Origin of the sequence: Rhizobium sp. WYCCWR10014 (assembly GCF_001657485.1) — a bacterium.
GTDB lineage: Bacteria > Pseudomonadota > Alphaproteobacteria > Rhizobiales > Rhizobiaceae > Rhizobium.
In genome coordinates, this window is record NZ_LXFU01000029.1 from 298,779 (window position 1) to 324,331 (window position 25,553).

General features: G+C 60.9%; 25 protein-coding genes. 14 read left to right on the forward strand and 11 right to left on the reverse strand.

Features of this window, described 5'->3' with window-relative positions:
* Positions 1-105: 105 nt before the first annotated feature.
* The 3 genes from acnA to A6U98_RS10105 all read left to right on the forward strand — a co-directional run bounded on the left by acnA (position 106) and on the right by A6U98_RS10105 (position 4,669).
* On the forward strand, positions 106-2,796 hold the full coding sequence (gene acnA / locus A6U98_RS10095) for an aconitate hydratase AcnA (RefSeq protein WP_064649659.1): 2,691 nt from the start codon (positions 106-108) through the stop codon (positions 2,794-2,796).
* Between the two features lie 346 nt (positions 2,797-3,142).
* Positions 3,143-3,883, forward strand: coding sequence for a thioredoxin family protein (locus A6U98_RS10100; protein WP_064649660.1), 741 nt, complete (start codon positions 3,143-3,145; stop codon positions 3,881-3,883).
* Positions 3,884-4,267: 384 nt separating this feature from the next.
* Positions 4,268-4,669: a DUF2794 domain-containing protein gene (locus A6U98_RS10105; RefSeq protein WP_018448249.1), complete on the forward strand. Its 402-nt coding sequence runs from the start codon at positions 4,268-4,270 to the stop codon at positions 4,667-4,669.
* Between the two features lie 6 nt (positions 4,670-4,675).
* Here the strand turns inward: A6U98_RS10105 and A6U98_RS10110 are convergent, their stop codons facing one another.
* From A6U98_RS10110 to A6U98_RS10125, 4 genes are all read right to left on the reverse strand, one after another.
* Positions 4,676-5,224: a GNAT family N-acetyltransferase gene (locus tag A6U98_RS10110; RefSeq protein ID WP_064649661.1), complete on the reverse strand. Its 549-nt coding sequence runs from the start codon at positions 5,222-5,224 to the stop codon at positions 4,676-4,678.
* 111 nt (positions 5,225-5,335) lie between these two features.
* Entirely contained in the window at positions 5,336-6,064 is a 729-nt protein-coding gene (locus A6U98_RS10115) for a Bax inhibitor-1/YccA family protein (protein ID WP_003567385.1), read from the reverse strand.
* 180 nt (positions 6,065-6,244) lie between these two features.
* Complete coding sequence (locus tag A6U98_RS10120) at positions 6,245-8,788, reverse strand: ABC transporter permease (protein ID WP_064649662.1); 2,544 nt, start codon at positions 8,786-8,788, stop codon at positions 6,245-6,247.
* Positions 8,785-9,492 carry an ABC transporter ATP-binding protein gene (locus tag A6U98_RS10125; RefSeq protein ID WP_027666930.1) on the reverse strand — a complete coding sequence of 236 codons (708 nt, stop codon included), beginning with the start codon at positions 9,490-9,492 and terminating at the stop codon, positions 8,785-8,787. The genes A6U98_RS10120 and A6U98_RS10125 overlap by 4 nt, the downstream gene beginning before the upstream one ends.
* Before the next feature lie 72 nt (positions 9,493-9,564).
* Between A6U98_RS10125 and A6U98_RS10130 the strand changes: the two genes are divergently transcribed.
* Positions 9,565-10,209, forward strand: coding sequence for an arylesterase (locus A6U98_RS10130; RefSeq protein WP_064649663.1), 645 nt, complete (start codon positions 9,565-9,567; stop codon positions 10,207-10,209).
* A 68-nt stretch (positions 10,210-10,277) separates the two neighbouring features.
* Complete coding sequence (gene thpR / locus A6U98_RS10135) at positions 10,278-10,871, forward strand: RNA 2',3'-cyclic phosphodiesterase (RefSeq protein WP_028758047.1); 594 nt, start codon at positions 10,278-10,280, stop codon at positions 10,869-10,871.
* Here the strand turns inward: thpR and A6U98_RS35680 are convergent.
* Entirely contained in the window at positions 10,778-11,278 is a 501-nt protein-coding gene (locus A6U98_RS35680; protein ID WP_082933862.1) for a low molecular weight protein-tyrosine-phosphatase, read from the reverse strand. The two genes, thpR and A6U98_RS35680, sit on opposite strands and share 94 nt — an antisense overlap.
* A 34-nt stretch (positions 11,279-11,312) precedes the next feature.
* On the opposite strand from A6U98_RS35680, the gene A6U98_RS10145 reads away from it, so the two are divergent.
* A complete protein-coding gene (locus A6U98_RS10145) occupies positions 11,313-11,618 on the forward strand; it encodes a 4a-hydroxytetrahydrobiopterin dehydratase (protein ID WP_064649778.1) in 306 nt (101 codons plus the stop codon).
* Positions 11,619-11,724: 106 nt separating this feature from the next.
* Positions 11,725-12,117 carry a YkvA family protein gene (locus tag A6U98_RS10150; protein ID WP_064649665.1) on the forward strand — a complete coding sequence of 131 codons (393 nt, stop codon included), beginning with the start codon at positions 11,725-11,727 and terminating at the stop codon, positions 12,115-12,117.
* 89 nt (positions 12,118-12,206) lie between these two features.
* Here A6U98_RS10150 and A6U98_RS10155 read toward each other — a convergent pair whose 3' ends face one another.
* Positions 12,207-12,767: a sigma-70 family RNA polymerase sigma factor gene (locus A6U98_RS10155; RefSeq protein WP_064649666.1), complete on the reverse strand. Its 561-nt coding sequence runs from the start codon at positions 12,765-12,767 to the stop codon at positions 12,207-12,209.
* 336 nt (positions 12,768-13,103) lie between these two features.
* Between A6U98_RS10155 and A6U98_RS10160 the strand changes: the two genes are divergently transcribed.
* The 5 genes from A6U98_RS10160 (at position 13,104) to A6U98_RS10180 (ending at position 18,032) form a co-directional block, all read left to right on the forward strand.
* The gene (locus A6U98_RS10160) at positions 13,104-13,613 is read left to right on the forward strand and encodes an invasion associated locus B family protein (RefSeq protein ID WP_017962430.1); all 510 of its coding nucleotides are present in this window, start codon (positions 13,104-13,106) and stop codon (positions 13,611-13,613) included.
* Between the two features lie 351 nt (positions 13,614-13,964).
* A complete protein-coding gene (gene rlmN, locus A6U98_RS10165) occupies positions 13,965-15,191 on the forward strand; it encodes a 23S rRNA (adenine(2503)-C(2))-methyltransferase RlmN (protein WP_064649667.1) in 1,227 nt (408 codons plus the stop codon).
* A 93-nt stretch (positions 15,192-15,284) separates the two neighbouring features.
* Positions 15,285-16,238: an ABC transporter substrate-binding protein gene (locus A6U98_RS10170; protein WP_064649668.1), complete on the forward strand. Its 954-nt coding sequence runs from the start codon at positions 15,285-15,287 to the stop codon at positions 16,236-16,238.
* Between the two features lie 124 nt (positions 16,239-16,362).
* On the forward strand, positions 16,363-17,241 hold the full coding sequence (locus A6U98_RS10175; RefSeq protein ID WP_017989717.1) for an ABC transporter permease: 879 nt from the start codon (positions 16,363-16,365) through the stop codon (positions 17,239-17,241).
* On the forward strand, positions 17,238-18,032 hold the full coding sequence (locus A6U98_RS10180; RefSeq protein WP_064649669.1) for an ABC transporter ATP-binding protein: 795 nt from the start codon (positions 17,238-17,240) through the stop codon (positions 18,030-18,032). Before A6U98_RS10175 ends, A6U98_RS10180 begins: the two co-directional genes overlap by 4 nt.
* Positions 18,033-18,139: 107 nt before the next feature.
* Here A6U98_RS10180 and A6U98_RS35690 read toward each other — a convergent pair whose 3' ends face one another.
* From A6U98_RS35690 to A6U98_RS10195, 3 genes are all read right to left on the reverse strand, one after another.
* Positions 18,140-18,505, reverse strand: coding sequence for a hypothetical protein (locus A6U98_RS35690; RefSeq protein ID WP_082933863.1), 366 nt, complete (start codon positions 18,503-18,505; stop codon positions 18,140-18,142).
* A 299-nt stretch (positions 18,506-18,804) separates the two neighbouring features.
* Positions 18,805-19,446, reverse strand: coding sequence for a LysE family translocator (locus A6U98_RS10190; protein WP_064649671.1), 642 nt, complete (start codon positions 19,444-19,446; stop codon positions 18,805-18,807).
* Between the two features lie 191 nt (positions 19,447-19,637).
* Positions 19,638-20,489 (reverse strand): SDR family NAD(P)-dependent oxidoreductase, encoded by an 852-nt coding sequence (locus A6U98_RS10195; protein ID WP_064649672.1) that lies wholly within the window; start codon positions 20,487-20,489, stop codon positions 19,638-19,640.
* Positions 20,490-20,667: 178 nt separating this feature from the next.
* Between A6U98_RS10195 and A6U98_RS10200 the strand changes: the two genes are divergently transcribed.
* Positions 20,668-21,891 carry an argininosuccinate synthase gene (locus tag A6U98_RS10200; RefSeq protein ID WP_064649673.1) on the forward strand — a complete coding sequence of 408 codons (1,224 nt, stop codon included), beginning with the start codon at positions 20,668-20,670 and terminating at the stop codon, positions 21,889-21,891.
* A gap of 473 nt (positions 21,892-22,364) precedes the next feature.
* On the opposite strand, the gene A6U98_RS10205 is transcribed toward A6U98_RS10200, so the two are convergent.
* Both A6U98_RS10205 and A6U98_RS10210 read right to left on the reverse strand, forming a co-directional pair.
* Entirely contained in the window at positions 22,365-23,735 is a 1,371-nt protein-coding gene (locus A6U98_RS10205; RefSeq protein WP_064649674.1) for an NAD-dependent succinate-semialdehyde dehydrogenase, read from the reverse strand.
* A 135-nt stretch (positions 23,736-23,870) separates the two neighbouring features.
* The gene (locus A6U98_RS10210; protein ID WP_064649675.1) at positions 23,871-24,611 is read right to left on the reverse strand and encodes an SDR family oxidoreductase; all 741 of its coding nucleotides are present in this window, start codon (positions 24,609-24,611) and stop codon (positions 23,871-23,873) included.
* A gap of 638 nt (positions 24,612-25,249) precedes the next feature.
* On the opposite strand from A6U98_RS10210, the gene A6U98_RS35695 reads away from it, so the two are divergent.
* The gene (locus tag A6U98_RS35695; protein ID WP_082933864.1) at positions 25,250-25,552 is read left to right on the forward strand and encodes a UBP-type zinc finger domain-containing protein; all 303 of its coding nucleotides are present in this window, start codon (positions 25,250-25,252) and stop codon (positions 25,550-25,552) included.
* Position 25,553 lies beyond the last annotated feature (1 nt).

Genomic DNA, 25,553 nt, shown 5'->3' on the forward strand with positions numbered 1-25,553 from the left:
CTGTTCCACGTGCGGACAGCGGAAATGGCCGTACCCGCATCCTGATGTGCATTAAGTGCATAGGCGTTCGCACGACTGTGTTGGCTATCAGAAACGGGGTATCTCGTGTCTAAATCTCTTGACAGTTTCAATTGTCGTTCCACGCTTTCCGTCAACGGGAAGGACTATGTCTATTACAGCCTGCCCAAGGCTGAGGCAAACGGTCTGGCCGGCGTGTCGAAGCTTCCCTATTCGATGAAAGTGCTGCTTGAAAACCTGCTGCGCTTCGAAGACGGCCAGTCAGTCACCAAGGAGCACATCCTGGCCGTTGCTGAATGGCTGAACAATAAGGGTGCGGTCGAAAACGAAATCGCCTATCGCCCGGCGCGCGTGCTGATGCAGGACTTCACCGGCGTTCCCGCCGTCGTCGATCTTGCCGCCATGCGCGACGCGATGGTGTCGCTCGGCGGCGATCCCGAGAAGATCAACCCGCTCGTTCCCGTCGATCTCGTCATCGACCACTCCGTCATCGTCGACGAATTCGGTACGCCGCAGGCCTTCGCCCGTAACGTCGAGCTGGAATACCAGCGCAACGGCGAGCGCTACCGCTTCCTGAAGTGGGGCCAGCAGGCCTTCAAGAATTTCCGCGTCGTGCCTCCCGGCACCGGTATCTGTCATCAGGTCAATCTCGAATATCTCGGCCAGACAGTTTGGACCAAGGAAGAGGACGGCGAGACGATCGCCTATCCGGATACCTGCGTTGGCACCGACAGCCACACGACGATGATCAACGGTCTCGGCGTTCTCGGCTGGGGTGTGGGCGGTATCGAAGCGGAAGCTGCGATGCTCGGCCAGCCGGTCTCGATGCTGCTGCCCGAAGTCATCGGCTTCAAGCTGACCGGCAAGCTCAAGGAAGGCGTCACGGCGACCGACCTCGTTCTCACCGTCGTGCAGATGCTGCGCAAGAAGGGTGTAGTTTCGAAGTTCGTCGAATTCTTCGGCCCCGGCATGGACAACATGCCGCTCGCCGACCGTGCGACGATCGGCAACATGGGCCCGGAATACGGCGCGACCTGCGGCTTCTTCCCGGTCGACGGCGAAACCATCAATTATCTCACTATGTCCGGCCGCACACATGACCGGATCGCCCTCGTCGAAGCCTATTCGAAGGCGCAAGGCATGTGGCGCGAGGGCGACGGTTCCGAGCTCGTCTTCACCGATACGCTGGAACTCGATCTTAGCGACGTCGTGCCGTCGATGGCCGGCCCGAAGCGTCCGGAAGGCCGCATTTCGCTCGAAAACATCGCGACCGGTTTTGCCGGCTCGATGGATGCCGACTACAAGAAGCCCGGCCAGCTGAACAATCGCTATGCGGTTGAAGGCACGGATTTCGATCTCGGCCATGGCGACGTGGCGATCGCTGCCATCACGTCGTGCACCAACACCTCCAACCCGTCAGTCTTGATCGCCGCCGGCCTTCTTGCCCGCAACGCCGTTGCCAAGGGCCTGAAGACGAAGCCGTGGGTGAAGACCTCGCTGGCACCGGGAAGCCAAGTCGTCGGCGAATATCTCGCCAAATCGGGCCTGCAGGCCGATCTCGACAAGCTCGGCTTCAACCTCGTCGGCTTCGGCTGCACCACCTGCATCGGCAATTCCGGCCCGCTGCCGGCGCCGATCTCGAAGACGATCAACGACAAGGGCCTTATCGTTTCCGGCGTTCTCTCCGGCAACCGCAACTTCGAAGGCCGCATCTCGCCCGACGTGCAGGCGAACTACCTCGCATCTCCGCCGCTCGTCGTCGCTTATGCGCTTGCCGGCACTGTGCAGATGGATCTGACCAAGGAGCCGATCGGCGAGGACCAGAGCGGCAATCCTGTTTATCTCAAGGACATCTGGCCGACCTCGAAGGAAGTCCAGGAATTCATCCTGAAATACGTGACCCGCGAACTTTACGAAAGCAAATATGCCGACGTCTTCAAGGGCGACGTCAACTGGCAGGCCGTCCAGGTCCCGCCGGGCCAGACCTATGCCTGGGACGACAATTCGACCTATGTGCAGAACCCGCCCTACTTCGTCGGCATGGGCAAGAAGGGCACCGGCGTTTCCGACATCAAGGGCGCCCGCGTCCTCGGCTTGTTCGGCGACAAGATCACCACCGACCACATCTCGCCTGCCGGTTCGATCAAGGCAGCATCGCCGGCCGGCGCCTATCTCATCGACCACGACGTCGCCGTTGCCGACTTCAACCAGTACGGCACGCGCCGCGGCAATCATGAAGTGATGATGCGCGGCACTTTCGCCAATATCCGCATCCGCAACCACATGCTCGGCCCGAACGGCAAGGAAGGTGGCTACACCATCCATTACCCGTCGAAGGAAGAGACCTCGATCTACGACGCCGCCATGCAGTACAAGCAGGAAGGCGTGCCGCTCGTCATCTTCGCCGGTGTCGAATACGGCAACGGCTCCTCGCGCGACTGGGCTGCCAAGGGCACCAACCTGCTCGGCGTCAAGGCGGTGGTCGCCCAGTCCTTCGAGCGCATCCATCGTTCGAACCTGGTCGGCATGGGCATCATCCCCTTCGTCTTCGAAGAGGGCACGACCTGGCAGAGCCTCGGCCTCAAGGGCGACGAACTCGTCACCATCGAAGGTCTGGAAAAGATCAAGCCGCGCGAGAAGAAGATCGCCAGGATCACCTATGGCGACGGCACCGTGAAGGAGGTTCCGCTGCTGTCGCGCGTCGATACGCTCGACGAGGTGATCTACCTCAACAATGGCGGCATCCTGCAGACGGTTCTGCGCGATCTCGCTGCCTGATTTTCAGAGCATGATGCCGAAAAGTGTGAGCGGTTTTCGGACGACATCATGCTCTTCTTTTTTGATGTAGATCCGGATTCAGATTTAAGGCCGGGTCGGCCTAAAATCATCCGGATCTAGGAGACTCACACGATAATGGCCGCCGGAGAGCAGTTTCCGGCGGCTTTTCTTTGCAGCGACGCCATTTAAACGGGGCTCACGATGATTTGTTTTACGCAAGTTCCCGTCGAGCTACGTCTCACCCGTTCGTGACTTTTCGTTTGGACCCGGAAGGATTATTCGTACGTTCATATGTCAGGGCCGCGGTTCAAACATGCCGTCGGCGCTGAAAAAGAGGTGCAGGTGAATGTCCCCCCGTTTTTTGATTCCGCTGATTGCCGGCGTTGTTCTCTCAGGCCCGCTGCAGGCCGAAGATGGCACGCCGAAAGGTGTCGTCGAACTCTTCACGTCGCAGGGCTGCTCCTCCTGTCCTCCCGCTGATGCTGCTTTCCGCAAGCTAGTGAACCAGGGTGATGTCATCGCGCTCGCCTATCATGTCGATTACTGGAACTATCTCGGCTGGGCCGATACGCTGAGCTCCAAGGAAAACACCGAGCGGCAGTATGGCTATGCCAAGACGATGGGCCGCAGCAACGTCTACACGCCGCAGGCCATCGTCAACGGACGCGGCCATCTGGCCGGCGCCGATTTGAATGGGATCAACAGCAAGATCGACACCTATAGCAGCGAAGGCAACGGGCTGACCGTTCCGATCAGTGCCGCGATGCGCGGCGACGAGCTGGAGATCAAGATCGGCGCGGGACAGGGCAAAGCCAATGTCGTGATGGTCTATTTCGACAAGGAAAAGACGATCGACGTCGAAAAGGGCGAAAACAGCGGCCAGAAGATCTCCTATCTGCACAGCGTCACCAATGTCGAAACCGTCGGCATGTGGGACGGCAAGGCAACCAGTCTGACGCTGCCGGCCAGCGTCCTGCAGCGGCCGCAGCTCGAGGGCTGCGCCATCCTGCTGCAATCGGCGACTGCAGACGGCGATCCGGCTGCGATCCTTGGCGCGACCGTGGTGATGGCTGGCAAAAATATCTGAGATTCCATCCGCTTCCGGATGAAGTGCTGGGGCGGCCCGGCCGAGCGTATTCGGGGCTGGGGTTAAGGTCGATACGCTCCGCCGGGCCCTTTGGCGCGCTGGCGCCAAACTGGAATTCATAAATCTCCTGCAAATGAGGCGCTGTTTTGACTGAAATGCGGCGCTGCGGAGAAAGCGTTGACCTGTCCAGCGCATCATGCTTTCCGAAAATCGAACCCAACTTTCGGAAGGCATGATGCGCTGACTCAAAGTGCTACAGCGTCCTTGCGGGACAGACGTGCGGTGCTGCAGTGCGGCGGAATGTGACAGTTGGCACTCTTGCAATTTGCGGCGGCTCGGGCAAACTGTCACCCTCCTGTCACATGTGGAGGCCTTGTGAGACTGATGACAGATCAGCCGGATTTACGACACGGCGAAAGCCGTTCCGTCGACCATAGTTCCTCAGTCGTCGTCGATCTCAGGGAATACAAACAAAGCAAGGACCCGCTTCCGGTGACCTTCCACCGGCGCGAACTGGACGCCATCCTCTGGATCTACGGCCGGATGGTCGGCGATGGTGAATGGCGCGACTACGCCATCGATCACCTGAAGGACAGGGCGGTCTTTTCCGTTTTCAAGCGCTCCGGCGAAATGCCGCTCTTCCGCATCGAGAAAAACCCGAAGCTCGCCGCCAAGCAGGGCGCCTATTCCGTCATCAACACCAACGGTACGATCCTGAAGCGCGGTCACGAGCTGAACCAGGTGCTGAAGGTGTTCGACAAGGCCCTGAAGCTCGTCGACAAGTAAGCCGGATTACAGCGTGCCGGGATAGACGGACGGGTCCGGATCGGTGCTCGTACCTTCACCGAGGACGCGCTGCATGAACATCGTATCCAGCCAGCGGCCGTGCTTGTAGCCGGTGCCCTTCATCAGGCCGACCTCCTCGAAGCCGGCCGTGCGATGGAGCGCGATCGATGCGGGACTGGCGCCACCGATGACGGCCGCCATCTGACGAAAGCCGAGGGTGGTGCAGCGGATGATCAGTTCGGCGAGCAGCGCCTTGCCGATACCGCGGCCGCGGGCTTGCGGCGCCAGATAAATCGAATCCTCGACCAGCCAGCGATAGGCAGGACGCGTGCGGAAGGCCGAGGCATAGGCGTAGCCGAGCAAGGCCCCGTCCGTGCTGATGGCTGCGATATAGGGATATTGCTGGCCGACGATCGCCGAAAAACGCAGCGCCATCTCGGCCTCGGAGGGCGGGACGATCTCATAGCTCGCGACGCCGTTCAGGACCGATTCGCGATAGATATCGGCAATGGCGGGTATATCGGCATTCGAAGCATCGCGCAGGAGGAAGGGCATTTCGGCGGCAGGTCCATCGGGAGGGCAAGGTCTTTCCAAAAACCATTCCGCGAAAGACCGCGCAACAAAAAAGGCGGCCGAAGCCGCCTTTTCGATCTCAGTCGGTCCTGCTTATTTACGGTTGCCCATGAACTGCAGCAGGAACATGAAGAGGTTGATGAAGTCGAGATAGAGCGTCAGCGCACCCATGATCGCCTTGCGACCGGCCACGGCAACGTCATCGGCTTCCAGGTACAATTCCTTGATCCGCTGCGTATCGTAGGCGGTGAGGCCGGCGAAGATCAGAACGCCGATCACCGAGATCGCAAACTGCATGGCCGACGAGGCCAAGAAGATGTTGACGATCGAAGCGATGATCAGGCCGAAAAGACCCATGATCAGGAACGAGCCCATCGCCGACAGGTCACGCTTCGTCGTATAGCCGTAAAGCGACAGCGCGCCGAAGGAGGCGGCGGTGACGAAGAAGGTCTGAACGACGCTCTGGCCGGTGTAGACCAGGAAGATCGACGACAGCGACAGGCCGACCAGTGCGGCATAGACCCAGAAGGTCGTCTGTGCGGCGGCCACGCTCATGCTATTGATGCGGAAGCTCAGGAAGAAGACGGCCGCAAGGGGCGCAAGGATGACGACCCAGCGCAAGGGCGACTGGAACAGGAGCACGCCGAACTGGGTAAGCTGGCCGTCCTGAACTGCGAAGTTGAATCCGAGATATGCGGCCACACCGGTGATCGCCAGACCCAGCGCCATCAGGTTGTAAACCTTGAGCATATAAGCGCGCAGGCCTTGATCAATCATCTCGCCGGTCTGAGCGCGGCTTTGATAGTTACGAAGATCAGCCATAGTTTCCTCTTACAAGCTCCGATGGAAATACGGTGTCGGGGTTTTCGACCCGGGCGCCGCTGCGGAGCTCCAGCATGCCTGCGGATAATATGAGGCTTTCGCGCATCGCAAACAAGAGGCTTGCAAAGGCTCGGTCGGTTAAATCGCCGTAAGGTGAAGGGTTTGGCAGCCGCTGCCCGGTCAAAGCTCGCGCAAAACGGGGGCCGCCTTTTGCCCAAGGATGCGCCAGGTGCCGATAAGGCCGATGCCGACCGTGAGGACGAGCGCGGTCACAAGCGTCAGTCCCGCCACGTCGGGCAGAAAGGTCGAGGGCAGACGCATGATGCGGGCGACGATGAACCAGGCGGCAACGCCGCCGGCGATCAGCGCGAAGATCGCAGTCGCGAGGCCTAGGATCAGATATTCGTAGCTGAAGGCGCGGATCAGCATGGCGCGGGTGGCGCCGAGCGTCTTCAGCACCACCGCGTCGTGGGTGCGTGCCCGGTTTCCGGCGGCAAGCGCGCCGGCAAGGACGAGGATCGAAGCGAAAAGGGCGACGGAGGCCGCAGCGCGGATCGCGGTTGCAAGCTGCCCGACCAACTGGTTGACGATATCGATCGCGTCCTTGACGCGCACACTGGTGATCGTCGGATAGGTGTTGGTGACGGATTTCAGGATCGCCGCATCTTCGGCCGGTGTCGAAGAGGGATCGGTCAGCGTCGCCAGCCACGCATGCGGGGCGCCGCGGAAAGTATTCGGCGAGAAGACCATGACGAAATTGATCGACAGCGATTCCCACTGGACGCGGCGCAGATTTGCGATCTTCGCCGTGATATTGCGGCCGAGCACGTTGACGGTGACCTTATCGCCGAGCTTGAGGCCGAGCTCATGCGCCTCTTCCGAGGAGAAGGAGACGAGTGGCTCGCCGCTGTAATCCTTGTCCCACCATTTGCCTTCGGTGAGGGCGGCGTTCTCCGGCAGGGTTTCGGCATAGGTGATGCCGCGATCGCCGTTCAGCACCCAGCGGCCGGCGGCCGGCACGTTCATCTTGGTGACGTCCTCGCCGTTGAAGGCGATGATCCGGCCGCGCAGCATCGGCACTTCGACAAGCTTGCCCTGGGGCGCTTGCGCCTGGACGAGATCGCGGAAGGCGCCGACCTCGGCGCTCTGGATATCGACGAAGAAGAAGTTCGGCGCACCCTCGTTCATCCGGCCGGTCAGCTGCTGGCGCAGGTTTCCGTCGATCAGGGTGAGCGTCACCAGCAATGCCAGGCCAAGGCCGAGCGAGAGCACGACCGAGGGGGTCAGCGCGCCGGGGCGGTGGATGTTGCCGATCGCAAGCCGCAGTGCCGGCGAATTGACGCGCGGGCTGCGGCGCGCGAGCCAGGCGATCAGCGCGGCGACCAGACGCAGGACGACGAAGGCAAAGACGATCGCGCCGACGAAGACGACGGCGATGAAGCGGTCATAGGCGGTGAGGATGGCAAGCCCGGCAAGGGCGGCCATGAACAGGGCGGCAAGCAGGATGTAGGGCCAGGAGGGCAGGTGGCGAGCCTCGAAGCCCTGCTCGCGGAAGAGGGCGGTCGCCGGCACTTCGCGGGCGTGGCCGAGCGGCAGGATGGCGAAGGCGAGCGTCGTCAGGATGCCGAAGAGCGTGGCGAGCAGCAGGGCGCCGGGGTAGAGGGTCGGCGTCGTCGAGACCGGCAGGAATTGCGCCAGGAATTGCGCGGCAAGCATCGGCGACAGGGCGCCGATGACGAGGCCGATCAGGATGCCGCCGAGAGCGATGATGGCGATCTGGAAGAGATAGATCAGAACGACGACCTGCGCCGGTGCACCGAGACATTTGAAGGTGGCGATGGTGGTGCGCTTGGAATCGAGGAAGGCGCGCACGGCATTGGCGACACCGACGCCGCCGACGATCAGCGCGGTGAGGCCGACCAGGGTCAGGAACTGCGAGAAGCGTGTGATGTTTTCGGTGAGCGAGGGCGCGGCGCGGTCGCTGGTGCGGATCGCCCAGCCGGCGGAGGGGAACTCCTTCGAGGCGCGCGCCTGGATGCCCGACATCGCGCCCTTGTCTTCCAGCCGGATCTTGTAGGCATGTTCGACCAGGCTTCCCGTCTGGATCAGCCCGGAGGCTTGGAGCGCCTGGCGGCTGACGAGCAGACGCGGCGCAAAGCCAAAACCTTCCGACAGTGCGTCCGGCTCGGTTTTCACCGTGCCGGTGATGCTGAGCTTGACGTTGCCGAGCAGCAATTCGTCGCCGACCGCAAGCCCGAGCCGATCGAGAAGCAGGGGCGCTGCGACCGCACCATAGGTGCCGCCTTGGCCCGAAAGCAGCGCTGCAAGCGGATAGTCCGGCTCGGCCACGAACTTGCCGTAGAGCGGGTAGGCGTTATCGACAGCCTTGACCTCGACCAGCGCCTGATCGGAACCGTCGGGCTTGCGGGCCATCGAGCGCAGGCCTGTCGACACCGAAACGGTGCCGAGGCCTTCGAGGAAACCGATTTCCTGAGGCGTGGCTTCGCGGTTGTTGAGTTCGAAGCGGACGTCGCCGGCCAACAGCTCCTGCCCCTGCGAGGCGATCGTGTCGGTGATCGACTGCGAAACGGAATTGACGGCGGCGATCGCGCCGGTGCCGAGTGCGATGCAGGCAAGGAAGATGTAGAAGCCGCGGATGCCGCCGCGCAGCTCGCGCAGTGCCAGGCGAAAAGCGAGCGAGACGCGTGGCGTGATGATCCTCATGCGATCGCCGCTTCACTGCGGCGGGCGGCGCTGTCGCCTTCGATCCGGCCGGAGCGGACGCGAATCTGGCGCGAGCATCGGTTTGCAAGCGAGACGTCATGGGTGACGAGAAGCAGGGTCGTGCCACGTTCGGCCTGCTTGGAGAACAGAAGGTCGGCGATCTGGCGGCCGGTCTCGGTATCGAGATTGCCGGTCGGCTCGTCGGCGATGAGCAGGGCCGGCGACGGGGCGAGCGCCCTGGCGATCGCCACGCGCTGCTGTTCACCGCCGGAAAGCTGACCGGGATAGTGGTTCAGCCGTTCACCGAGGCCGACCGATTTCAGCTCGCGATGGGCGATCTCGAAGGCGTTGCCGACATTGGCGAGCTCGAGCGGCACTGCGACGTTTTCCAGCGCCGTCATGTTGGCGATCAGGTGGAAGGACTGGAAGACGATGCCGATGTTGCGGCCGCGGAAATCGGCGACCTGGTCCTCGCTGAGGCTATGGAGCGGCGTGTCATTGATGTTGATCTCGCCGCTGTCGAGTTTCTCCAGTCCGGCAAGCACCATCAGCAGGGTCGATTTGCCGGAACCGGAAGGGCCGACGATGCCGACGGATTCGCCGGCAGCGATATCGAGATCTATACCCTTCAGCACGTGGACGGAAGCGGCTGCGCTGCCAAGAGTCAGATCGGCGCCCTTCAACTCGATAATGGTTTTTGCCAACAGAAATCGCCCTATATAAGTCCGTAATCGAAAGGCCGCATAACGGCACCTCGCCAATCTAGGGAAACCAGGATGAGATTTAAAGTTGCCGCCCTTCAATTCACCGTCATCGCCGTCTCGCTGATCCTTGCCACTGCGGCCAATGCCCGGACGATCAATCTCGTCGGTTTTGGGGACAGTTTGATGGCGGGCTATCAGCTACCGCCCGGCGACGGCTTTCCGGAAAAGCTGCAGGCGGCCCTGAAAGCGAAGGGCCTCGACGTCACTATTGCCAATGCCGGGGTCTCCGGCGACACGACGACAGGGGGCCTTGCACGCATCGACTGGTCGGTACCCGACGGCACCGATGGCGTCATTCTCGAGCTTGGCGCCAATGATGCGTTGCGCGGAATCCCGCCGGAGGAGAGCGCCAAGAATCTCGATCAGATGATTATCCGGCTAAAGGAGCGTGGGATTGCCGTGCTGCTCGCCGGTATCATAGCGCCGCCGAACATGGGAGCGGATTATGCCGCACGATTCAACCCGATCTACCAGAAGCTCTCGGAAAAACATGGGCTTCCACTCTATGCCTTCTTCCTCGACGGCGTCGCGCTGGAGGCTGGATTGAAGCTCGAAGACGGCATGCATCCAAATGCGAGAGGTGTCGACGTCATGGTCGAAAAGATGGAGCCGGCTGTCACAAATTTCGTCGAAACGATTTCTTCTGTGAAGAAATAGGGGCTTGCGCGGTTGTTGATTGCATGATTCCGTGTGAGCACCTGCAAAAGATTCGGGGAGTGCTCGTGATGCCGAGACTGTTTACCGCCCTCGAAATTCCGCGCAATGCGGCGATGAGTCTTTCATTGCTGCGCGGTGGCCTCCCCGGAGCACGATGGATCGATGTGGAGAATTACCACATCACCCTGCGCTTCATCGGTGATGTCGACGGCCGTACGGCCGATGAAATCGTTGAACGCCTCGACCGGATCGACCGGCCGGAATTCCAGTTCCGCCTGGAAGGCATCGGTTCCTTCGGTTCGAAGAAACCGCATTCGGTCTGGGCCGGCGTCTCGCAATCGCCTGAAATGTATGCCCTGCAGGGCGAGATCGAGCGGATCTGCCAGCGCATCGGCCTGCCGCCGGATCCCCGCAAATTCATGCCGCATGTGACGCTGGCGCGGCTCAAATCCTCGCGGCTCGACGATGTCGTGCAATATCTGGCGGGGCGCGGCAATTTCCACACCGCAACCTTCACCGCACCGCGCTTCGTGCTGCTTTCGTCACGCGAATCGGTCGGTGGCGGGCCTTACCTCACTGAGGAAGTATTCCCGCTGCACGAGGCACGCTCGACGCCCAGCGTTTCGAGCAGGCTGCTGCAACCGGTCAAGAGCCTGGTATAAACCAGCTCGAAACCATCAGGGCCGCCATAATAGGGATCGGGGATATCCTCTCCCGTTCCCAGCGCGATATCACCGAAAAGGTGGATATTCGCCCCATGCGGCGCGCTCTTATCCAGCGCCGCCAGGTTGTCGCGGTCCATGGCGACGATCAGATCGAAATCCCTGAAATCCCTTGGCCGGATGCGCCGGGCGCGCTGTCCCGATATGTCGATGCCGTGGCTTTTCGCGGTGGCGATCGAACGCCGGTCGGGCGGCTCGCCTTCATGCCAGCCGCCGGTGCCGGCGGAATCGACCGTAAAACCGGCGGTCAAGCCTGCCTCGGCGACGAGATGGGCAAAAATCCCCTCGGCGAGCGGAGAACGGCATATATTGCCCATGCAAACGAAGAGGATGCTGATGCGTTTCATCGGTAACCTGTCTGACAGAGAAGAGGACCATGGCATGAAAATGGAAAGACTGGAACGGACGGCAGCCGAGGCGCAACTGGCCGAGCTTTCGGGCTGGGTGCTCAATGATGCGGGTTCGTCGATATCGAAGACGTTCAAGTTCGCAAATTTCGTCGAGGCTTTCGGCTTCATGACGCAGGCAGCGCTCGCGGCCGAGAAGCTCAACCACCATCCCGAATGGTTCAACGTCTATTCCAGGGTGGATGTGACGCTGAACACGCATGATGCCGGCGGGCTGACGGAGCTCGATTTCAAGCTCGCCAAAGCCATGGAGAAGGCGGCGGCGCGCGGTGTTGTTTGAAAGGAGCCGATTGAAAGGAGCCGATTGAAAGGGGCCGATTGAAAGGCGCCGATTGAAAGGCTGGGCGCCGTCACCATATGTTCGCATGGACAAAAGGGATGCAGGGATGGACGAGGTCAAATTCGGGGAAATCCTCTTGCCGGGCGACGAGGACACCCAGAGCCGGCGGGAGAAAACCGTAAGGCAGAAATTCTGGCCGACGTTTCGGCGGGCGGTGCGGCAGATCCCGTTCTCGCGCGATGTGGTCGCCGGTTTCTATTGCGCGCTCGATCCGAAGACGCCGACGAAGGTGCGCGGCGTGCTGCTTGCGGCACTCGCCTATTTTGTCATGCCGATCGACATGATCCCGGATATTTTCGCGGTCATCGGCTTTTCCGACGACATCGCCGTGCTTTCGGCCGCCTTTGCGATGGTGCGCGGCCACATCCGGCCGGGTCACTACGAAGCGGCCGACCGCGTTCTCGCCGATCGGCCGGAAGAAGCAATGAAGACGATTTAACGCGTGTCGAATCGAGCGGGGATGTGACACGCTTGGTTCATGTGTGTCGTCATCTCAAAACCGCTGCGCCCTCTTGGGCGAACATTGCGTCAGGCGATTTCGCGTTCCAGCACCTTGCGGAGTTTACCGAAGGCAAGCCGGATACGGGACTTCACCGTGCCGAGCGGCAGACCGGTCGCTTCGGCGATCTCCGAATGCGATTGACCGAGGAAGAAGGCGGCGCGCAGCATGTCGCGCTGTTCCTCCGGCAATTGGCCGACGGCGGCGCGTATCTTGGCGTCGCGATCGTCATTGGCGATGATTTCTTCCGCGCCGATATCGGCCGGCGGCTGCAGGGCCGGATCGGTCTCATCGAAGATTCGGGTGTTGGCGCGCCGCTGCATGTCGATGCGGCGGTTGCGGGCAATGCGGAAAAGCCAGGTCGAGAGGGAAGATCGCGTGGCATCGTAGAGCTCTGCCTTGTGCCAGAGCACGATCATGATCTCCTGGACCAGTTCCTCGGCCTCGCCTGATGTCATCCTCTGGCGCATCAGCCAGGCTTTCAGGCGGGGTGCGAAATAGTCGAACAGGATGGAAAAGGCCTGCTGGTCGCGATCCCTGGCGACGGCCTTCGCGAGGGCAGCGAAACGCTGTCTTTCCTCGGCATCCATATCTCCTCACCAGCCCCCTGCGACAATAATTTCGTCCCGGATTTCCAAGTCTTACTGAGGTACAACGGATTTGGGAAAGGTCAAACTCTTGCCTGAATCTTTGTGTCTTAAATTCAGCCGAACGGACGGCCAGTGCCATTGGGGCACGGTGTCGCGGCCGATACCGTTAAAGGGACGAAAATTGACACTCGAGCTGAAATGACACAGGCACATACAAATCGCAGCTATTGTTGACCATTTGGTAACCTGAATTAAGTCAAAATAAAGCAGATCGTGATTATGCGGCGCCCGCTATGATCGCTTCGGGCCTTGAATCGCAAGAACCGGCAGGAATCCATGTTTGTAAAAAGTATCGTATCCGCTCTCGCACTCACCCTTGTTATGGCCGGAGTTGCGACAGCGCAGCAGGCCGCGCCGAACCGCATCCAGCAGTTTCAGGCATGGGGCGCCTACTCCTACAAGTCGGGCAACAGCACCGTCTGCTATGTGCTGTCCGTTCCGACGGCAAAGCAGCCGGCAAGCGTCGACCACGGCGACAATTTCTTCATCGTCTCCCAGCGTCCGGGCCAGAACATCTCCTACGAGCCGCAGGCGATGATGGGCTACACGGTCAAGGAAAATTCGAAGATCAACGTCGTCATCGACAACAAGACCTTCGTGATGTTCACCAAGGACAAGGCCGGCTGGGTCGAGAATGCTGCCCAGGAGCCGGCCCTCGTCGCCGCGATGAAGACCGGTCATTCGATGACGGTCAATGCCGTTTCGCGCAAGGGCACCGGCACCTCCTACAGCTATTCGCTCTCGGGCATCTCGGCTGCGCTGAAGCAGATCGAAACCTGCAAGTAAGCGGTCCTTCAAGCCGAAGAATTTCATGGGCCGGCCTTGCGCCGGCCCTTGTCATTTCCATCTAAAGCGCGGCGATCTTTCAGATCTGCCTGCCGCGCTTTAGGTCTTTGGTTCTAGCATGTCGTAGTCGCAAAACCGCTGCACACTTTTGCGCGACATGCTTGATGGTGACGCGCGGGCAAAATGATGCTAAAGCCGGCGCCAACAGCGGACAGATCGCGATTTCAGTCGCCGTTCCGCCATTCAATTTCTGCCGATGTGCTGTCATGCGCCCGCAGGTCTTCCGGCTCACTGCTGAAGTCCGCGGGGTTGCGAGGAGCAGCCACATGTTTGAATTCGGGATGAATGCCTATGTCCGTCATGGATGCGATCGTTGTCACCAAGCCGCAGGCGCGCACGTCCGCCAACCTCGAGAAGCCGTCGTTGATCGGCATGTCGCGCGAGGAGATGGGGGCGGCACTCCGGGAAAAGGGTGTGCCCGACAAGCAGATCAAGATGCGCGTCTCGCAGCTCTGGAACTGGATCTATGTGCGAGGGGTCTCCGACTTCGACCATATGACGAATGTCGCCAAGGACATGCGGGAGATGCTGAAGCAGCATTTCACTATCGCACGTCCCGAGATCGTCGAGGAGCAGGTCTCCAACGACGGCACGCGCAAATGGCTGCTGCGCTTTCCGCCGCGGGGCGCCGGGCGTCCCGTCGAGATCGAGGCCGTCTACATTCCGGAAGAGGGCCGCGGCACGCTCTGTATCTCAAGCCAGGTCGGCTGCACGCTCACCTGTTCCTTCTGTCATACCGGGACGCAGCGTCTGGTGCGCAACCTGACGGCGGAGGAAATTCTTTCGCAGCTGCTGCTTGCCCGCGACCGACTTGGCGATTTCCCGGACCGCGAAGCGCCGCAGGGTACGATCATGCCTGCCGAGGGCCGCAAGGTCAGCAACATCGTCATGATGGGCATGGGTGAGCCGCTTTATAACTTCGATGCCGTCAAGCAGGCATTGCTGATCGCCACGGATGGTGACGGCCTGTCGCTGTCCCGGCGCCGCGTGACGCTTTCCACCTCCGGTGTCGTGCCGGAGATCTTCCGCACCGGCGAGGAAATCGGCGTCATGCTGGCGATTTCGCTGCATGCGGTGCGCGACGATCTGCGCGACATTCTCGTGCCGATCAACAAGAAGTACCCGCTGAAGGAACTGATCGAGGCCTGCCGGACCTATCCGGGCCTTTCGAACGCGCGGCGCATCACCTTCGAATATGTGATGCTGAAGGATGTCAATGACAGCCTGGAAGACGCCAAGGGGCTGATCAAGCTCCTGAAGGGCGTGCCGGCGAAGATCAATCTCATTCCGTTCAATCCTTGGCCCGGCACCAATTATCAGTGTTCCGACTGGGAGCAGATCGAGAAGTTTGCCGATTTCATCAATTCGGCAGGTTATGCCTCGCCGATCCGCACGCCGCGCGGCCGCGACATTCTTGCCGCCTGCGGCCAGCTGAAATCGGAATCCGAACGCATGCGCAAGACCGAACGTCTGGCCTTCGAGGCGATGATGATCGCCAATCACGGCGCCGACGACTGATCAGCAAGTTTGATCCTCGCTACAATTCTCCGCGATTGATTTCAGGGGGCGCTTTTCCTAAAAGTGCCCCCAAAATCATTCAGGAGGATCCCCATGCGCCCGATTTTACTCGCTCTTGCCGCCACTTTGGCCCTTTCCCTGCCCGCGAAGGCTGACGACGTCACCGTCGCCGTGACGGCGATCGTCGAACATCCGGCGCTGGATGCGGCGCGCAAGGGCGTTCTCGATGCGCTGGCGGCTGCGGGCTACAAGGAAGGCGAGAACCTGAAATTCGTGTTCGAATCGGCGCAGGGCAATCCGGCGACGGCAGCCCAGATCGCCCGCCAGTTCGCCGGTGACGAGCCCAATGTCATCGTGCCGATCTCGACGCCATCAGCCCAGGCTGTCGTCTCCTCGACGCGTGACATTCCCGTCGTCTTCACGGCCGTCTCCGATCCGCTCGGCGCCCAGCTCGTCAAGAATATGGACAAGCCGGGCGGCAATGTCACCGGCCTTTCCGACATGTCGCCGGTCGGCGAGCATCTGGCGCTGATCAAGGAAATCCTGCCTGATGTGAAAACCATCGGCTATCTCTACAATTCCGGCGAGGCGAATTCCGTTTCGCTGCTCGCCGTGCTGAAGGCTGAAGCCGAAAAGGCTGGCCTGAAGGTGGTCGAATCGGCCGCCACAAAATCGGCCGAGGTCCAGGGTGCGGCACGCGCACTCGTCGGCCGCGCCGATGCGATCTACATTCCGACCGACAACACGATCATTTCCGCGCTCGAAGGCGCTGTTGCGGTTGCCGAGGAGAGCAAGCTGCCGCTCTTTACCGCCGATACGGATTCGGTTTCGCGCGGCTCGATCGCCGCCCTCGGCTTCAATTATTATGATGTCGGCAAGCAGACCGGCGAGATCGTCGTGCGTGTGCTGAAGGGCGAGAACCCGGGCGATATCGCGGTCAAGACCGCCGCCGGCAGCGACCTTGTCGTCAACAAGGCTGCGGCCGAGAAGATGGGCGTCACCCTGCCGCAGAGCGTGCTTTCCCGCGCTACCAAAGTCATCGAATAGTCGGCCGGTACGTCTGCCGCCTTCGTCGTATTCAAACCGCTCTCGTTTGCACGGGAGCGGTTGTTTGTATTAAAAGGCTTCGTTTCGCGACGGGCGGAACGGACATAAAAAGGGGCTGAAAGCCTTGAGCCAAATCGCATTCTGGGGGGCCGTCGAGCTCGGACTGGTCTATTCCTTCGTCGCTCTCGGCGTCTATCTCGCCTTTCGAGTTCTCGACTTTCCCGACCTGACGGTCGACGGCTCCTTTCCGCTTGGCGCGGCGGTGACGGCCGTGCTGATCATTGCCGGCGTCAATGCCTGGCTTGCGGCGCTGATCGCCATGGCCGCCGGCGCCGCTGCGGGCATGGTGACGGCACTGCTCAACGTGCGCTTCAAGATTCTCAATTTGCTTGCCTCGATCCTGACGATGATCGCACTGTTTTCCGTCAATCTGCGCGTGATGGGCAAACCCAATGTCGCCCTCATCAATGCCGACACGATGATCAGCCCGTTCTTCGGCCATGGCCTTCGCGATTTCTACGTGCGGCCGCTCTTCGTCGGTGTTCTGGTCGTCATCGCGCTCATCCTGGTCTGGCGTTTCCTGGAAAGCGATGCCGGCCTTGCAATGCGGGCGACAGGCGCCAATGCAAGGATGGCGCGGGCGCAGGGCGTCGATACCAGCCGGCAGATCTATCTCGGCATGGCGATCTCGAATGCGCTGGTGGCGCTCGGCGGCGCGCTGTTTGCTCAGACGAACGGCTTTGCCGATGTCACCTCAGGCGTCGGCACAATCGTCGTCGGTCTTGCGGCCGTCATCATCGGCGAAACGCTGCTCGGGCGGCGCGGTCTGCTGATCGCGCTTGTTGGATGCGTGCTCGGCTCGATCCTCTATCGCATCGCGATCCAGTTGGCGCTTTCGAGCGACGTCATCGGCTTGCAGGCGTCCGACCTCAATTTCGTCACGGCGGTGCTGGTGACTGTGGCGCTCATCCTTCCCCGTCTTCGCGGAGGTGCCGCATCGTGATCAGCGTCAAGGACATCAAGGTTGTTTTCGGGCGTGGCACGCCGCTGCAGAAGCAGGCGCTGAACGGCGTCAGCCTGACGATCGAGGAAGGCTCCTTCGTTACCGTCATCGGCTCCAACGGCGCCGGCAAATCGACATTGCTCGGCGTGCTTGCCGGCGATGTGCTGGCAAGCGAGGGGCAGGTGCTGATCGGCAGTGCCGACGTGACAGGCAAGACGACAGCGGCGCGCGCCGGGCTCGTCGCTCGTGTCTTCCAGGACCCCCTGACCGGAAGCTGCGGTGCCTTGTCGATCGAGGAGAACCTGGCGCTTGCGGCGCGCCGCGGCGAACGGCGCGGGCTTGTTTCGGCGCTGGGCGCAAAACGGCGCGAGCATTTTCGCGAGAGGATCGCCGAGCTCAATCTCGGGCTCGAGAACCGCATGAAGGACCGCATGGACCTGCTTTCCGGCGGCCAGCGGCAGGCGGTCTCGCTCGTCATGGCGACGCTGGCCGGCTCGGAGGTGCTGCTGCTCGACGAACATACCGCGGCGCTTGACCCCGGCATGGCGGAATTCATCATGGGCCTGACCCAGAAAATCGTTTCCGAGCGCAAGCTGACGACGCTGATGGTGACGCATTCGATGCGCCAGGCGCTCGACTATGGCCACCGCACGGTGATGCTGCATGGCGGAGAGATCGTGCTCGATGTCGCCGGCGACAGCCGCAAGACGTTGCAGGTCGAGGATCTGATCGCCATGTTCCGCAAGATGCGCGGCCAGACGCTGGATGACGATGCGTTGCTGATCGGTTAGCGGGCAGCTGATCGTTTCACGCCCGCGGCGGACCGGTTACCGGCCGCGGGCGGATCGATCAATCGACCGCGAGCGGATCGATCAACCGACCGCGGGCGGATTGCTGCTCAAGAGCAGACTTCCACCAGAACGCGATGGCCGTACTGGTTGAGCCATTCCGGCTGGCACTGTTCCGGGTAATAGTCGTCGTCGCCGAAGAACAGACGATTTCTATCATGGAAGGCGAAACGGCCGTCGCGGTGTCCGCCAAAATGACCGGCTCCGCCGAAGTGATGCGCTCCGAAGCTGCGATCGGCGAAATTGCCGCCGCCCATATGCGCACCACCGCCGAAGTGGCCGCCGTCCCGCGAGAAGCCGCCACTGCCATGGCCTCCGCCGCCGTGGGCTAAGGCAGGTGTTGTCGCGGTCAGGGACGTGACGGCAAGCGTCAGCGCAACAACTCCCGCTGTTATGATATTGCGGAACGTAATCATGGACTTATCCTTTCAAGGCAGCTCTTCGTGAGCCGTAAAGGATATGTGGGCAGAGAAGGCGGCGTGGCCTAGCCACAATTGCCGACTTGCGATCATATGTTGATCACAAGTAATCGCGCGAAAGGCATGGAATAATTTTGGAAGACGACGAAATCGCGGTCACTGCCTGCTCCGGCGTGGGCGTCTCGCGAATATTGCTGTAGCTGGCGGCGGATCGTTTCACGACCGCGGGCGGATCGAACAACCGACCGCGGGCGGATTGATAAACCAACCGCGGGCGGATCGAAGCCGACCGCGGGCTATTTCGCCTGCGTGAGCAGGATCTTCGCGGCGAAGACCGAGAAAACGCCGGCGAAGGTATAGTCCATGCCGCGCAGCACTTTCTTGTTGTTCTGCAGCCAGGAGGCCAGCCAGTCGGCGGCAAAGACGACGCTGGCATTGACCGGCATGCCGATCAGGATGAAGCAGAAGCCGAGAAAGAGCAGCTTGTGGGTGACGGCCGGATCGCCCGCGCTGACGAATTGCGGCAGGAAGGTCATGAAGAAGATGATGACCTTGGGGTTCAGAAGATTGACCCAGAAGCCTGAGGAGATGTTCGAAAGGGCGGTGCCCTTCTGCTCCTCGACCTTGGCGACGGTGAGCTTCGAACCGAAGCGGATCGCCTGCACCGCCAGCCAGAGCAGATAGGCGGCACCGCCGGTCTTCAGGATCAGGAAGGCGGTCGGCGAGGCGGTGATCAGCGCCGAAATGCCAAAAGCGACCAGCATGGTGTGGACGACGATGCCGAGGCTGGTGCCGACGACAACGAAGAGCGCCGCCTTCTTGCCCTGGGCCAGCGCGCGGCTGATCGACAGCGTCATATCGGGGCCTGGGGTCGCCGCAAGCAGCAGCGTCGCGGCGGCAAAGGCGAGAAGGGTCGGCAGGCTGGGCAGGAAATCCATGACACACTCTGAAGCCGGAAAGGATCTGGGGATCTCTTACCCGGCTTTCAGAAAATTACCAATCAAACCTTCTAGATTCGAATGATTTTAGGCCTGATCGGCCTAAAATCATTCGAATCCAAGTCAAAGAAATAGAGCATGATGTTACCCGAAAACCGCGCACACTTTTCGGCATCATGCTCTGGCGCCGATTACTTCTGTTCGAGGAAGGCCTTGAACTTGTCGCCATAGTCCTTGTGCCAGCGCGACAGTGGCGGACGGTTCTCGATGATATCGCCGGCCGCCCAGGCCATTCGGCGTTCGTCGACCGGACGTGCCACATCATTGTCAGGGCAGAGAATATAGAAATCGCCGCGTTCCAGGCTCTCGACCATGAAATCGACGGTCTGTTCCGGCGTCCAGGCGGCAGCCGGTTTTTCCGCGCGGTCGCCCTTGGTGAGGCCGGTGAAGACGAAGCCGGGGATCAGAAGATGGGCGGAGATCTTTCCGCCTTCGGTATTGCGAAGCTCATGCTGCAAGGCTTCGGTGAAGACTTTCACACCAGCCTTGGAGATGTTGTAGGCGGGGTTGCCGGGCGGCGTGGTGATGCCCTGCTTGGAGCCGGTGTTGATGATCAGGCCTGGCTCGCCGTGCGACAGCATCTTCGGGCCGAAGGTGCGCGTGCCGTTGATCACACCCATCAGGTTGACGGCGAAGATATTGTCCCAATTCGCCTGCGGGCTGAAGATCGAGGTTTCCGGGCCGATTCCGGCATTGTTCATCAGCACGTGCACACGGCCGAAACGCTGGAGGACGGCGCGTTCGAGCGCTTCCAGCGAGTCTCTGCTGGCGACGTCGGTCTCGACCGCCATCACATTTTCCTCGCCGGCAATGGCCTTGAGTTCGTTGGCGGCGTCGGCCAGCCGATCGCCGCCGAGATCGGCAATGGCGACGCTCATGCCGCGTCCGGCGAAATATTTCGCCGCGGCAAAGCCGATGCCGGAGGCGCCGCCGGTGATGACGGCAACATTGGACTTCTTGAAAATGTCTTGAATATTCGTCACGGGGGCAGCCTCTCCTCGAGCATTTGCGGACGCTGGCGAATATGGGCTCCGCTTTGGCGCTGTCAAACGGTATCGGCACCGTCACCGTCGCACTTGGTCTTGCGTCACGCGTCAATCTCGCTAAAAGTGCCGCGACACCGGGTTTTCGCCGGCCTTTTATGCAACGGACCTCATCATCATGGCATCATACAAAGACGTGAAGAAAGTCGTTCTCGCCTATTCCGGCGGCCTCGACACCTCGATCATCCTGAAGTGGCTGCAGACGGAGCTCGGCGCCGAAGTCGTCACCTTCACCGCCGATCTCGGCCAGGGCGAAGAGCTGGAGCCGGCGCGCAAGAAGGCCGAGATGCTCGGCATCAAGGAGATTTACATCGAGGACGTGCGCGAGGAATTCGTGCGCGATTTCGTCTTCCCGATGTTCCGCGCCAATGCCGTCTACGAGGGCGTCTATCTGCTCGGCACCTCGATCGCCCGTCCTCTGATTTCCAAGCATCTGATCGATATCGCCAAGAAGACCGGCGCCGATGCGATCGCTCATGGCGCGACCGGCAAGGGCAACGACCAGGTCCGTTTCGAACTGTCGGCCTATGCCCTGAACCCCGACATCAAGATCATCGCGCCGTGGCGCGACTGGGCGTTCAAGAGCCGCACCGACCTGCTGGCCTTCGCCGAGCAGCATCAGATCCCGGTTGCCAAGGACAAGAAGGGCGAAGCGCCGTTCTCTGTCGACGCCAACCTTCTGCATTCCTCTTCCGAAGGCAAGGTTCTCGAGGACCCCTCTCAGGAAGCGCCTGAATATGTGCATATGCGCACCATTTCGCCGGAGGCCGCACCCGACAAGGCAACGACCATCAAGGTCGGCTTCGAAAAGGGTGATGCGGTTTCGATCAATGGCGTACGCATGAGCCCGGCGACGCTCTTGGCGACACTCAACAATTACGGCCGCGACAACGGCATCGGCCGTCTCGACCTGGTCGAGAACCGCTTCGTCGGCATGAAGTCGCGCGGTGTCTACGAAACGCCAGGCGGCACGATCCTGCTTTCGGCGCATCGCGCCATCGAATCGATCACGCTCGACCGCGGTGCCGCCCATCTCAAGGACGAGATCATGCCGCGTTACGCCGAGCTGATCTATTACGGCTTCTGGTTCTCGCCGGAGCGCGAGATGCTGCAGGCGCTGATCGACAAGAGCCAGGAGCATGTCGAAGGCGAAGTGACGCTAAAGCTCTACAAGGGCAATGTCATGGTCATCGGCCGCGAAAGCGAAAAGTCGCTCTATTCCGACAAGCTCGTCACTTTCGAGGACGATCAGGGCGCCTACGACCAGAAGGATGCGGCCGGCTTCATCAAGCTCAATGCGCTGCGCCTGCGCACGCTCGCCAAGCGCAACCTCGCGAAGTAATCACGGTTTGCTTTTCGAACCGGATGTGAGCCCGCCGGCATTGCCGCGCGGGCTTTTTCGTGGAGTGAGGTAGCAAACGCCACCAAGTTCATAGAGCGTTCTGGATGGCCGGATTGCACCAACAACGGATATGGCTCGGCTTGGATAGACGACCGCTACGGGGCCGCCGGCGGACGGCTTTCGGGGAGCAGGCGCCGAAAGCTGACATTGGTTCATCAGGAGCTCGAAGGTCCGCTTTTGCCCCGCAGCAGACGATTTTGCTGCCGCCGCCGCGGCGCATGACCTCGGATGACCGGTCTATGGCACGGAAAGTTCGGGACGCTTGCGCTTCCTGCGCGATCAGGTTAACCACTGAACTATATGGTTCAGTATGTTAGTCCTCCCCTCGGCACTAAAACAAAATGGGCCGCTCGGCTGCGGCCCATCGTGGCACCGGTAGCTCTCAATGTGATGCGCCCGGCTTCGGAGGCCGATCAATGCGCGACGAGCACCATCTTCTGGTTTACCAGTTCCTTAATACCCGCGCCTGCGAGCTCGCGACCATAGCCTGATCTCTTGACCCCGCCGAACGGAAGTTCCGGCCCGGTGAAGGAGGATGTGTTGATCCATACGGAGCCGGTCTCGACCTGCGAAGCGAGGGACTTGGCGCGCTCGACGTTTGCAGTGAAAATAGCCCCGGAAAGCCCGAAGTTCGAATCGTTCGCGATCCTGACGACATCCTCATCGTCCTTGATGACATGAACCTGCGCCACTGGACCGAAAAACTCCTCGAAGTAGGCGGGATTGTCTCGAGACACATTGGTCAGGATGGTCGGCTTGTAGTACGCACCCGGCCCCTCGATCACCTCCCCGCCGACCAGGACCTTGGCCCCGGCCTTGACAGCGCGCTGGACCTGCCCGGCGATGTCGTCTCGTGCCCCGATCGACGACATCGGCCCCAATCCGACCGTTTCATCCATGGGGTCGCCGATCTTGGTGTTGGTGAATTTCTCAGCGAGCTTCTTCACGAATTCGTCGGCGACCTTCTCGTGGATGAGGAAGCGCTTCGCGCCATTGCAGACCTGACCGCATCCGCGGAGCCTGGCCTCGACGCCGACGACGGCCGCCTTGTCGATGTCGGCATCGTCGAGAACGACGAAGACATCGCTTCCGCCGAGCTCCATCACGGACTTCTTCAGGTTCTTGCCGGCGTTGGCCGCGACGATGCTGCCCGCACCCTCGGAACCAGTGAGAGCCACGCCCTGGACCCGGTCATCGGCGATGAGCCTGGAGATCTGATCACCCGTCGCGAAGATATTCGTCCAGGCGCCCTCCGGCGCACCCGCTTCGGCCAGCAGCTCTTCGAAGGCGACGGCGGCCTGTGGGACCATACTGGCATGTTTCGCGAGCACGGGATTGCCGATCGCCAGATTCGGTCCGGCCACGCGGATCAACTGGTAGAAGGGGAAGTTCCAGGGCTCGACGGCGACGACGACACCGATCGGATGATACTCCAGCCATGCATCGCCCTTCGATGTCTCAACCTTCTCGCGGGCGAGAAAGGTTTCCGCGTTGTCGGCATAGTAGTTTGCGATATCGGCGATGATACGCACCTCCGTGCGCGCTTCGTTGATGCGCTTGCCCATTTCCAGGGTGAGAATGCGTGCCAGGTCTTCAACGCGCTCGTTCGCCAATTCGGCAAACCGGCTCAGGACCTTGAGCCGGGGAGCCCTGCCGCCCTTGCACCACGGCGACTTGTAGAGGGAATGCGCCGAGGCGAGCGCGCGTTCGATTTCCGCGTCGCTGTGATTGTCGAATGTCTTAAGGACCTTGCCGGTCGCCGGATTTACGCTCTGATAGGCCATGTCATATTCTCCTTTCTATATCGGGGTCGGAAACGACCGGTCTTTGAACCTTGAGACGCGCGTTCACGCACACCGCGGCCCGGTTCGGGGGTCTGGATCGTCAGAGTCGCGGCAGCGGTGGATTCGATCCGCCGATCAGAATTCCTGCGCCGTCGGACGCAGCACGATCTCGTTGATGTCAACATCGGCGGGTTGCTCGATGGCGAAGGTGATCGCCCCGGCGACGGAACTGGCGGGGATCGCCGACTTGTAGAATTCCATGACCGTGCCCTGCGATGTGCCGCTGGTCGTGTGCTTGAGATCGCTCTCGACGGCGCCGGGCTCGATCGAGGTCACCTTGATCTTGCTTCCGACCTCCTGGCGCAACCCCTCCGAGATGGCCCGGACGGCGAACTTGGTGCCGGAGTAGACCGTGCCACCCGGCGCGAAGACCTTGACCCCCGCGACGGAGCTGATGTTGATGATGTGGCCCGCTTCCTGTTTGATGAACATCGGAAGAACCGCGGCGATACCATACAGGCTGCCTCTGAGGTTTACGTCGATCATCGCGTCCCATTCTTCCGTGTTCACTTCCACCATGGGACGGATGGGCATCAGCCCGGCATTGTTGATCAGGACATCCAGCTTCCCGAAATCGGATACAACCGCGTCCACGACCGATTTGAACTGGTTCTTGTCTGCCACATCCAGCTCATAGCCTTTCGCCTTGCCGCCGGAGAAGGAAATCCTGGAGGTTACTTCGTCGAGTTTGCCCCGCCGACGCGCGGCGATCGCGACCTTCGCCCCCTTCGAGGCGAGCATCTGGGCGGTCTCCGCGCCCAGGCCCGTGCCGCCACCGGTGATCAACACGACTTTTCCTTCGATATTGGTCGTCATCTTGTTTGCTCCTTTCCTGAGTGGCGAAATGCGTATCTGCTGGATTGAGGTCGACGGCGGATATGGCGGCCTCGGCGACAGCGATGTCCTGCTCCACCGATCCAGCGCTTGCTCCCACGGCACCTAATCAACCGCCGTACGCGGAGGACGGGGAGCGCGCCGTCGAAGATGATGACGCTGCCGATCAGCGCGCCGTCCTGCCGGACTTTCAATGTTCACGGGCGGCAAGCCGGAGCGTCCGGGCGATGCGTTCCCGTCGTTTGGAGTGGATGCAGGTTAACATCTGCTCGCGGCGGTGCGCGCTAAATGGGGTGAATGTGCGCGAAATCTGGCATCTCATCGCCCTTGCTCGAATTAGCAAAGTCCTTCGTGGCTGATGAAAGGCCCTTCGGTTTTGATCACTTGCCGACCGTTATCTGTGACTATGCAGGTTGAAGGCGACCGGCCGGCCCGTTGTTTTCGCGAACGTCCTCCGTATATGGCCAGCGGCAGTTTCGCCGTTTCCCAGTATTTCACGATGATAAGCGCTGTTTAACGGGCTGCCGCAGGCGGACGCAGGTAGGCTTTCGTCGAGCATTCCCCGTTGGATGACTCGGCGATGACCGAAAGTAAGTCGCCGGATGTCGTTAGGAGAAAAGATGTCACAGTCCTGCAATCATCGGCTGGGCATTTCAAATGTCCTTCCTCAATCCCTGGGATGTGAGGAATGCTTGGCATCCGGCATGGCATGGGTACATTTGCGGCTGTGCCGGTCTTGCGGGCATGTGGGATGCTGTGACAACTCGTCAGGTAGACATGCGACCGCGCATTATTTCGCCACGGCCCATCCGATCATCGAAGGCTACGATCCGCCGGAGGGATGGGGCTGGTGCTACGTCGACGAAGAGTTCGTCGTGCTTCCCGATCAAACGCCGCAGCGCGGGCCGATACCGAGGTTTTAGT

Coding starts and splice junctions, on each gene's coding strand:
- A6U98_RS10100 (WP_064649660.1), top strand. CDS start 3,143: ATGTCCCCCCGTTTTTTGATTCCGCTGATTGCCGGCGTTGTTCTCTCA.
- A6U98_RS10105 (WP_018448249.1), top strand. CDS start 4,268: ATGACAGATCAGCCGGATTTACGACACGGCGAAAGCCGTTCCGTCGAC.
- A6U98_RS10110 (WP_064649661.1), bottom strand. CDS start 5,224: ATGCCCTTCCTCCTGCGCGATGCTTCGAATGCCGATATACCCGCCATT.
- A6U98_RS10115 (WP_003567385.1), bottom strand. CDS start 6,064: ATGGCTGATCTTCGTAACTATCAAAGCCGCGCTCAGACCGGCGAGATG.
- A6U98_RS10120 (WP_064649662.1), bottom strand. CDS start 8,788: ATGAGGATCATCACGCCACGCGTCTCGCTCGCTTTTCGCCTGGCACTG.
- A6U98_RS10130 (WP_064649663.1), top strand. CDS start 9,565: ATGAGATTTAAAGTTGCCGCCCTTCAATTCACCGTCATCGCCGTCTCG.
- thpR (WP_028758047.1), top strand. CDS start 10,278: ATGCCGAGACTGTTTACCGCCCTCGAAATTCCGCGCAATGCGGCGATG.
- A6U98_RS35680 (WP_082933862.1), bottom strand. CDS start 11,278: ATGAAACGCATCAGCATCCTCTTCGTTTGCATGGGCAATATATGCCGT.
- A6U98_RS10145 (WP_064649778.1), top strand. CDS start 11,313: ATGAAAATGGAAAGACTGGAACGGACGGCAGCCGAGGCGCAACTGGCC.
- A6U98_RS10150 (WP_064649665.1), top strand. CDS start 11,725: ATGGACGAGGTCAAATTCGGGGAAATCCTCTTGCCGGGCGACGAGGAC.
- A6U98_RS10155 (WP_064649666.1), bottom strand. CDS start 12,767: ATGGATGCCGAGGAAAGACAGCGTTTCGCTGCCCTCGCGAAGGCCGTC.
- A6U98_RS10160 (WP_017962430.1), top strand. CDS start 13,104: ATGTTTGTAAAAAGTATCGTATCCGCTCTCGCACTCACCCTTGTTATG.
- rlmN (WP_064649667.1), top strand. CDS start 13,965: ATGTCCGTCATGGATGCGATCGTTGTCACCAAGCCGCAGGCGCGCACG.
- A6U98_RS10170 (WP_064649668.1), top strand. CDS start 15,285: ATGCGCCCGATTTTACTCGCTCTTGCCGCCACTTTGGCCCTTTCCCTG.
- A6U98_RS35690 (WP_082933863.1), bottom strand. CDS start 18,505: ATGATTACGTTCCGCAATATCATAACAGCGGGAGTTGTTGCGCTGACG.
- A6U98_RS10190 (WP_064649671.1), bottom strand. CDS start 19,446: ATGGATTTCCTGCCCAGCCTGCCGACCCTTCTCGCCTTTGCCGCCGCG.
- A6U98_RS10200 (WP_064649673.1), top strand. CDS start 20,668: ATGGCATCATACAAAGACGTGAAGAAAGTCGTTCTCGCCTATTCCGGC.
- A6U98_RS10205 (WP_064649674.1), bottom strand. CDS start 23,735: ATGGCCTATCAGAGCGTAAATCCGGCGACCGGCAAGGTCCTTAAGACA.
- A6U98_RS10210 (WP_064649675.1), bottom strand. CDS start 24,611: ATGACGACCAATATCGAAGGAAAAGTCGTGTTGATCACCGGTGGCGGC.
- A6U98_RS35695 (WP_082933864.1), top strand. CDS start 25,250: ATGTCACAGTCCTGCAATCATCGGCTGGGCATTTCAAATGTCCTTCCT.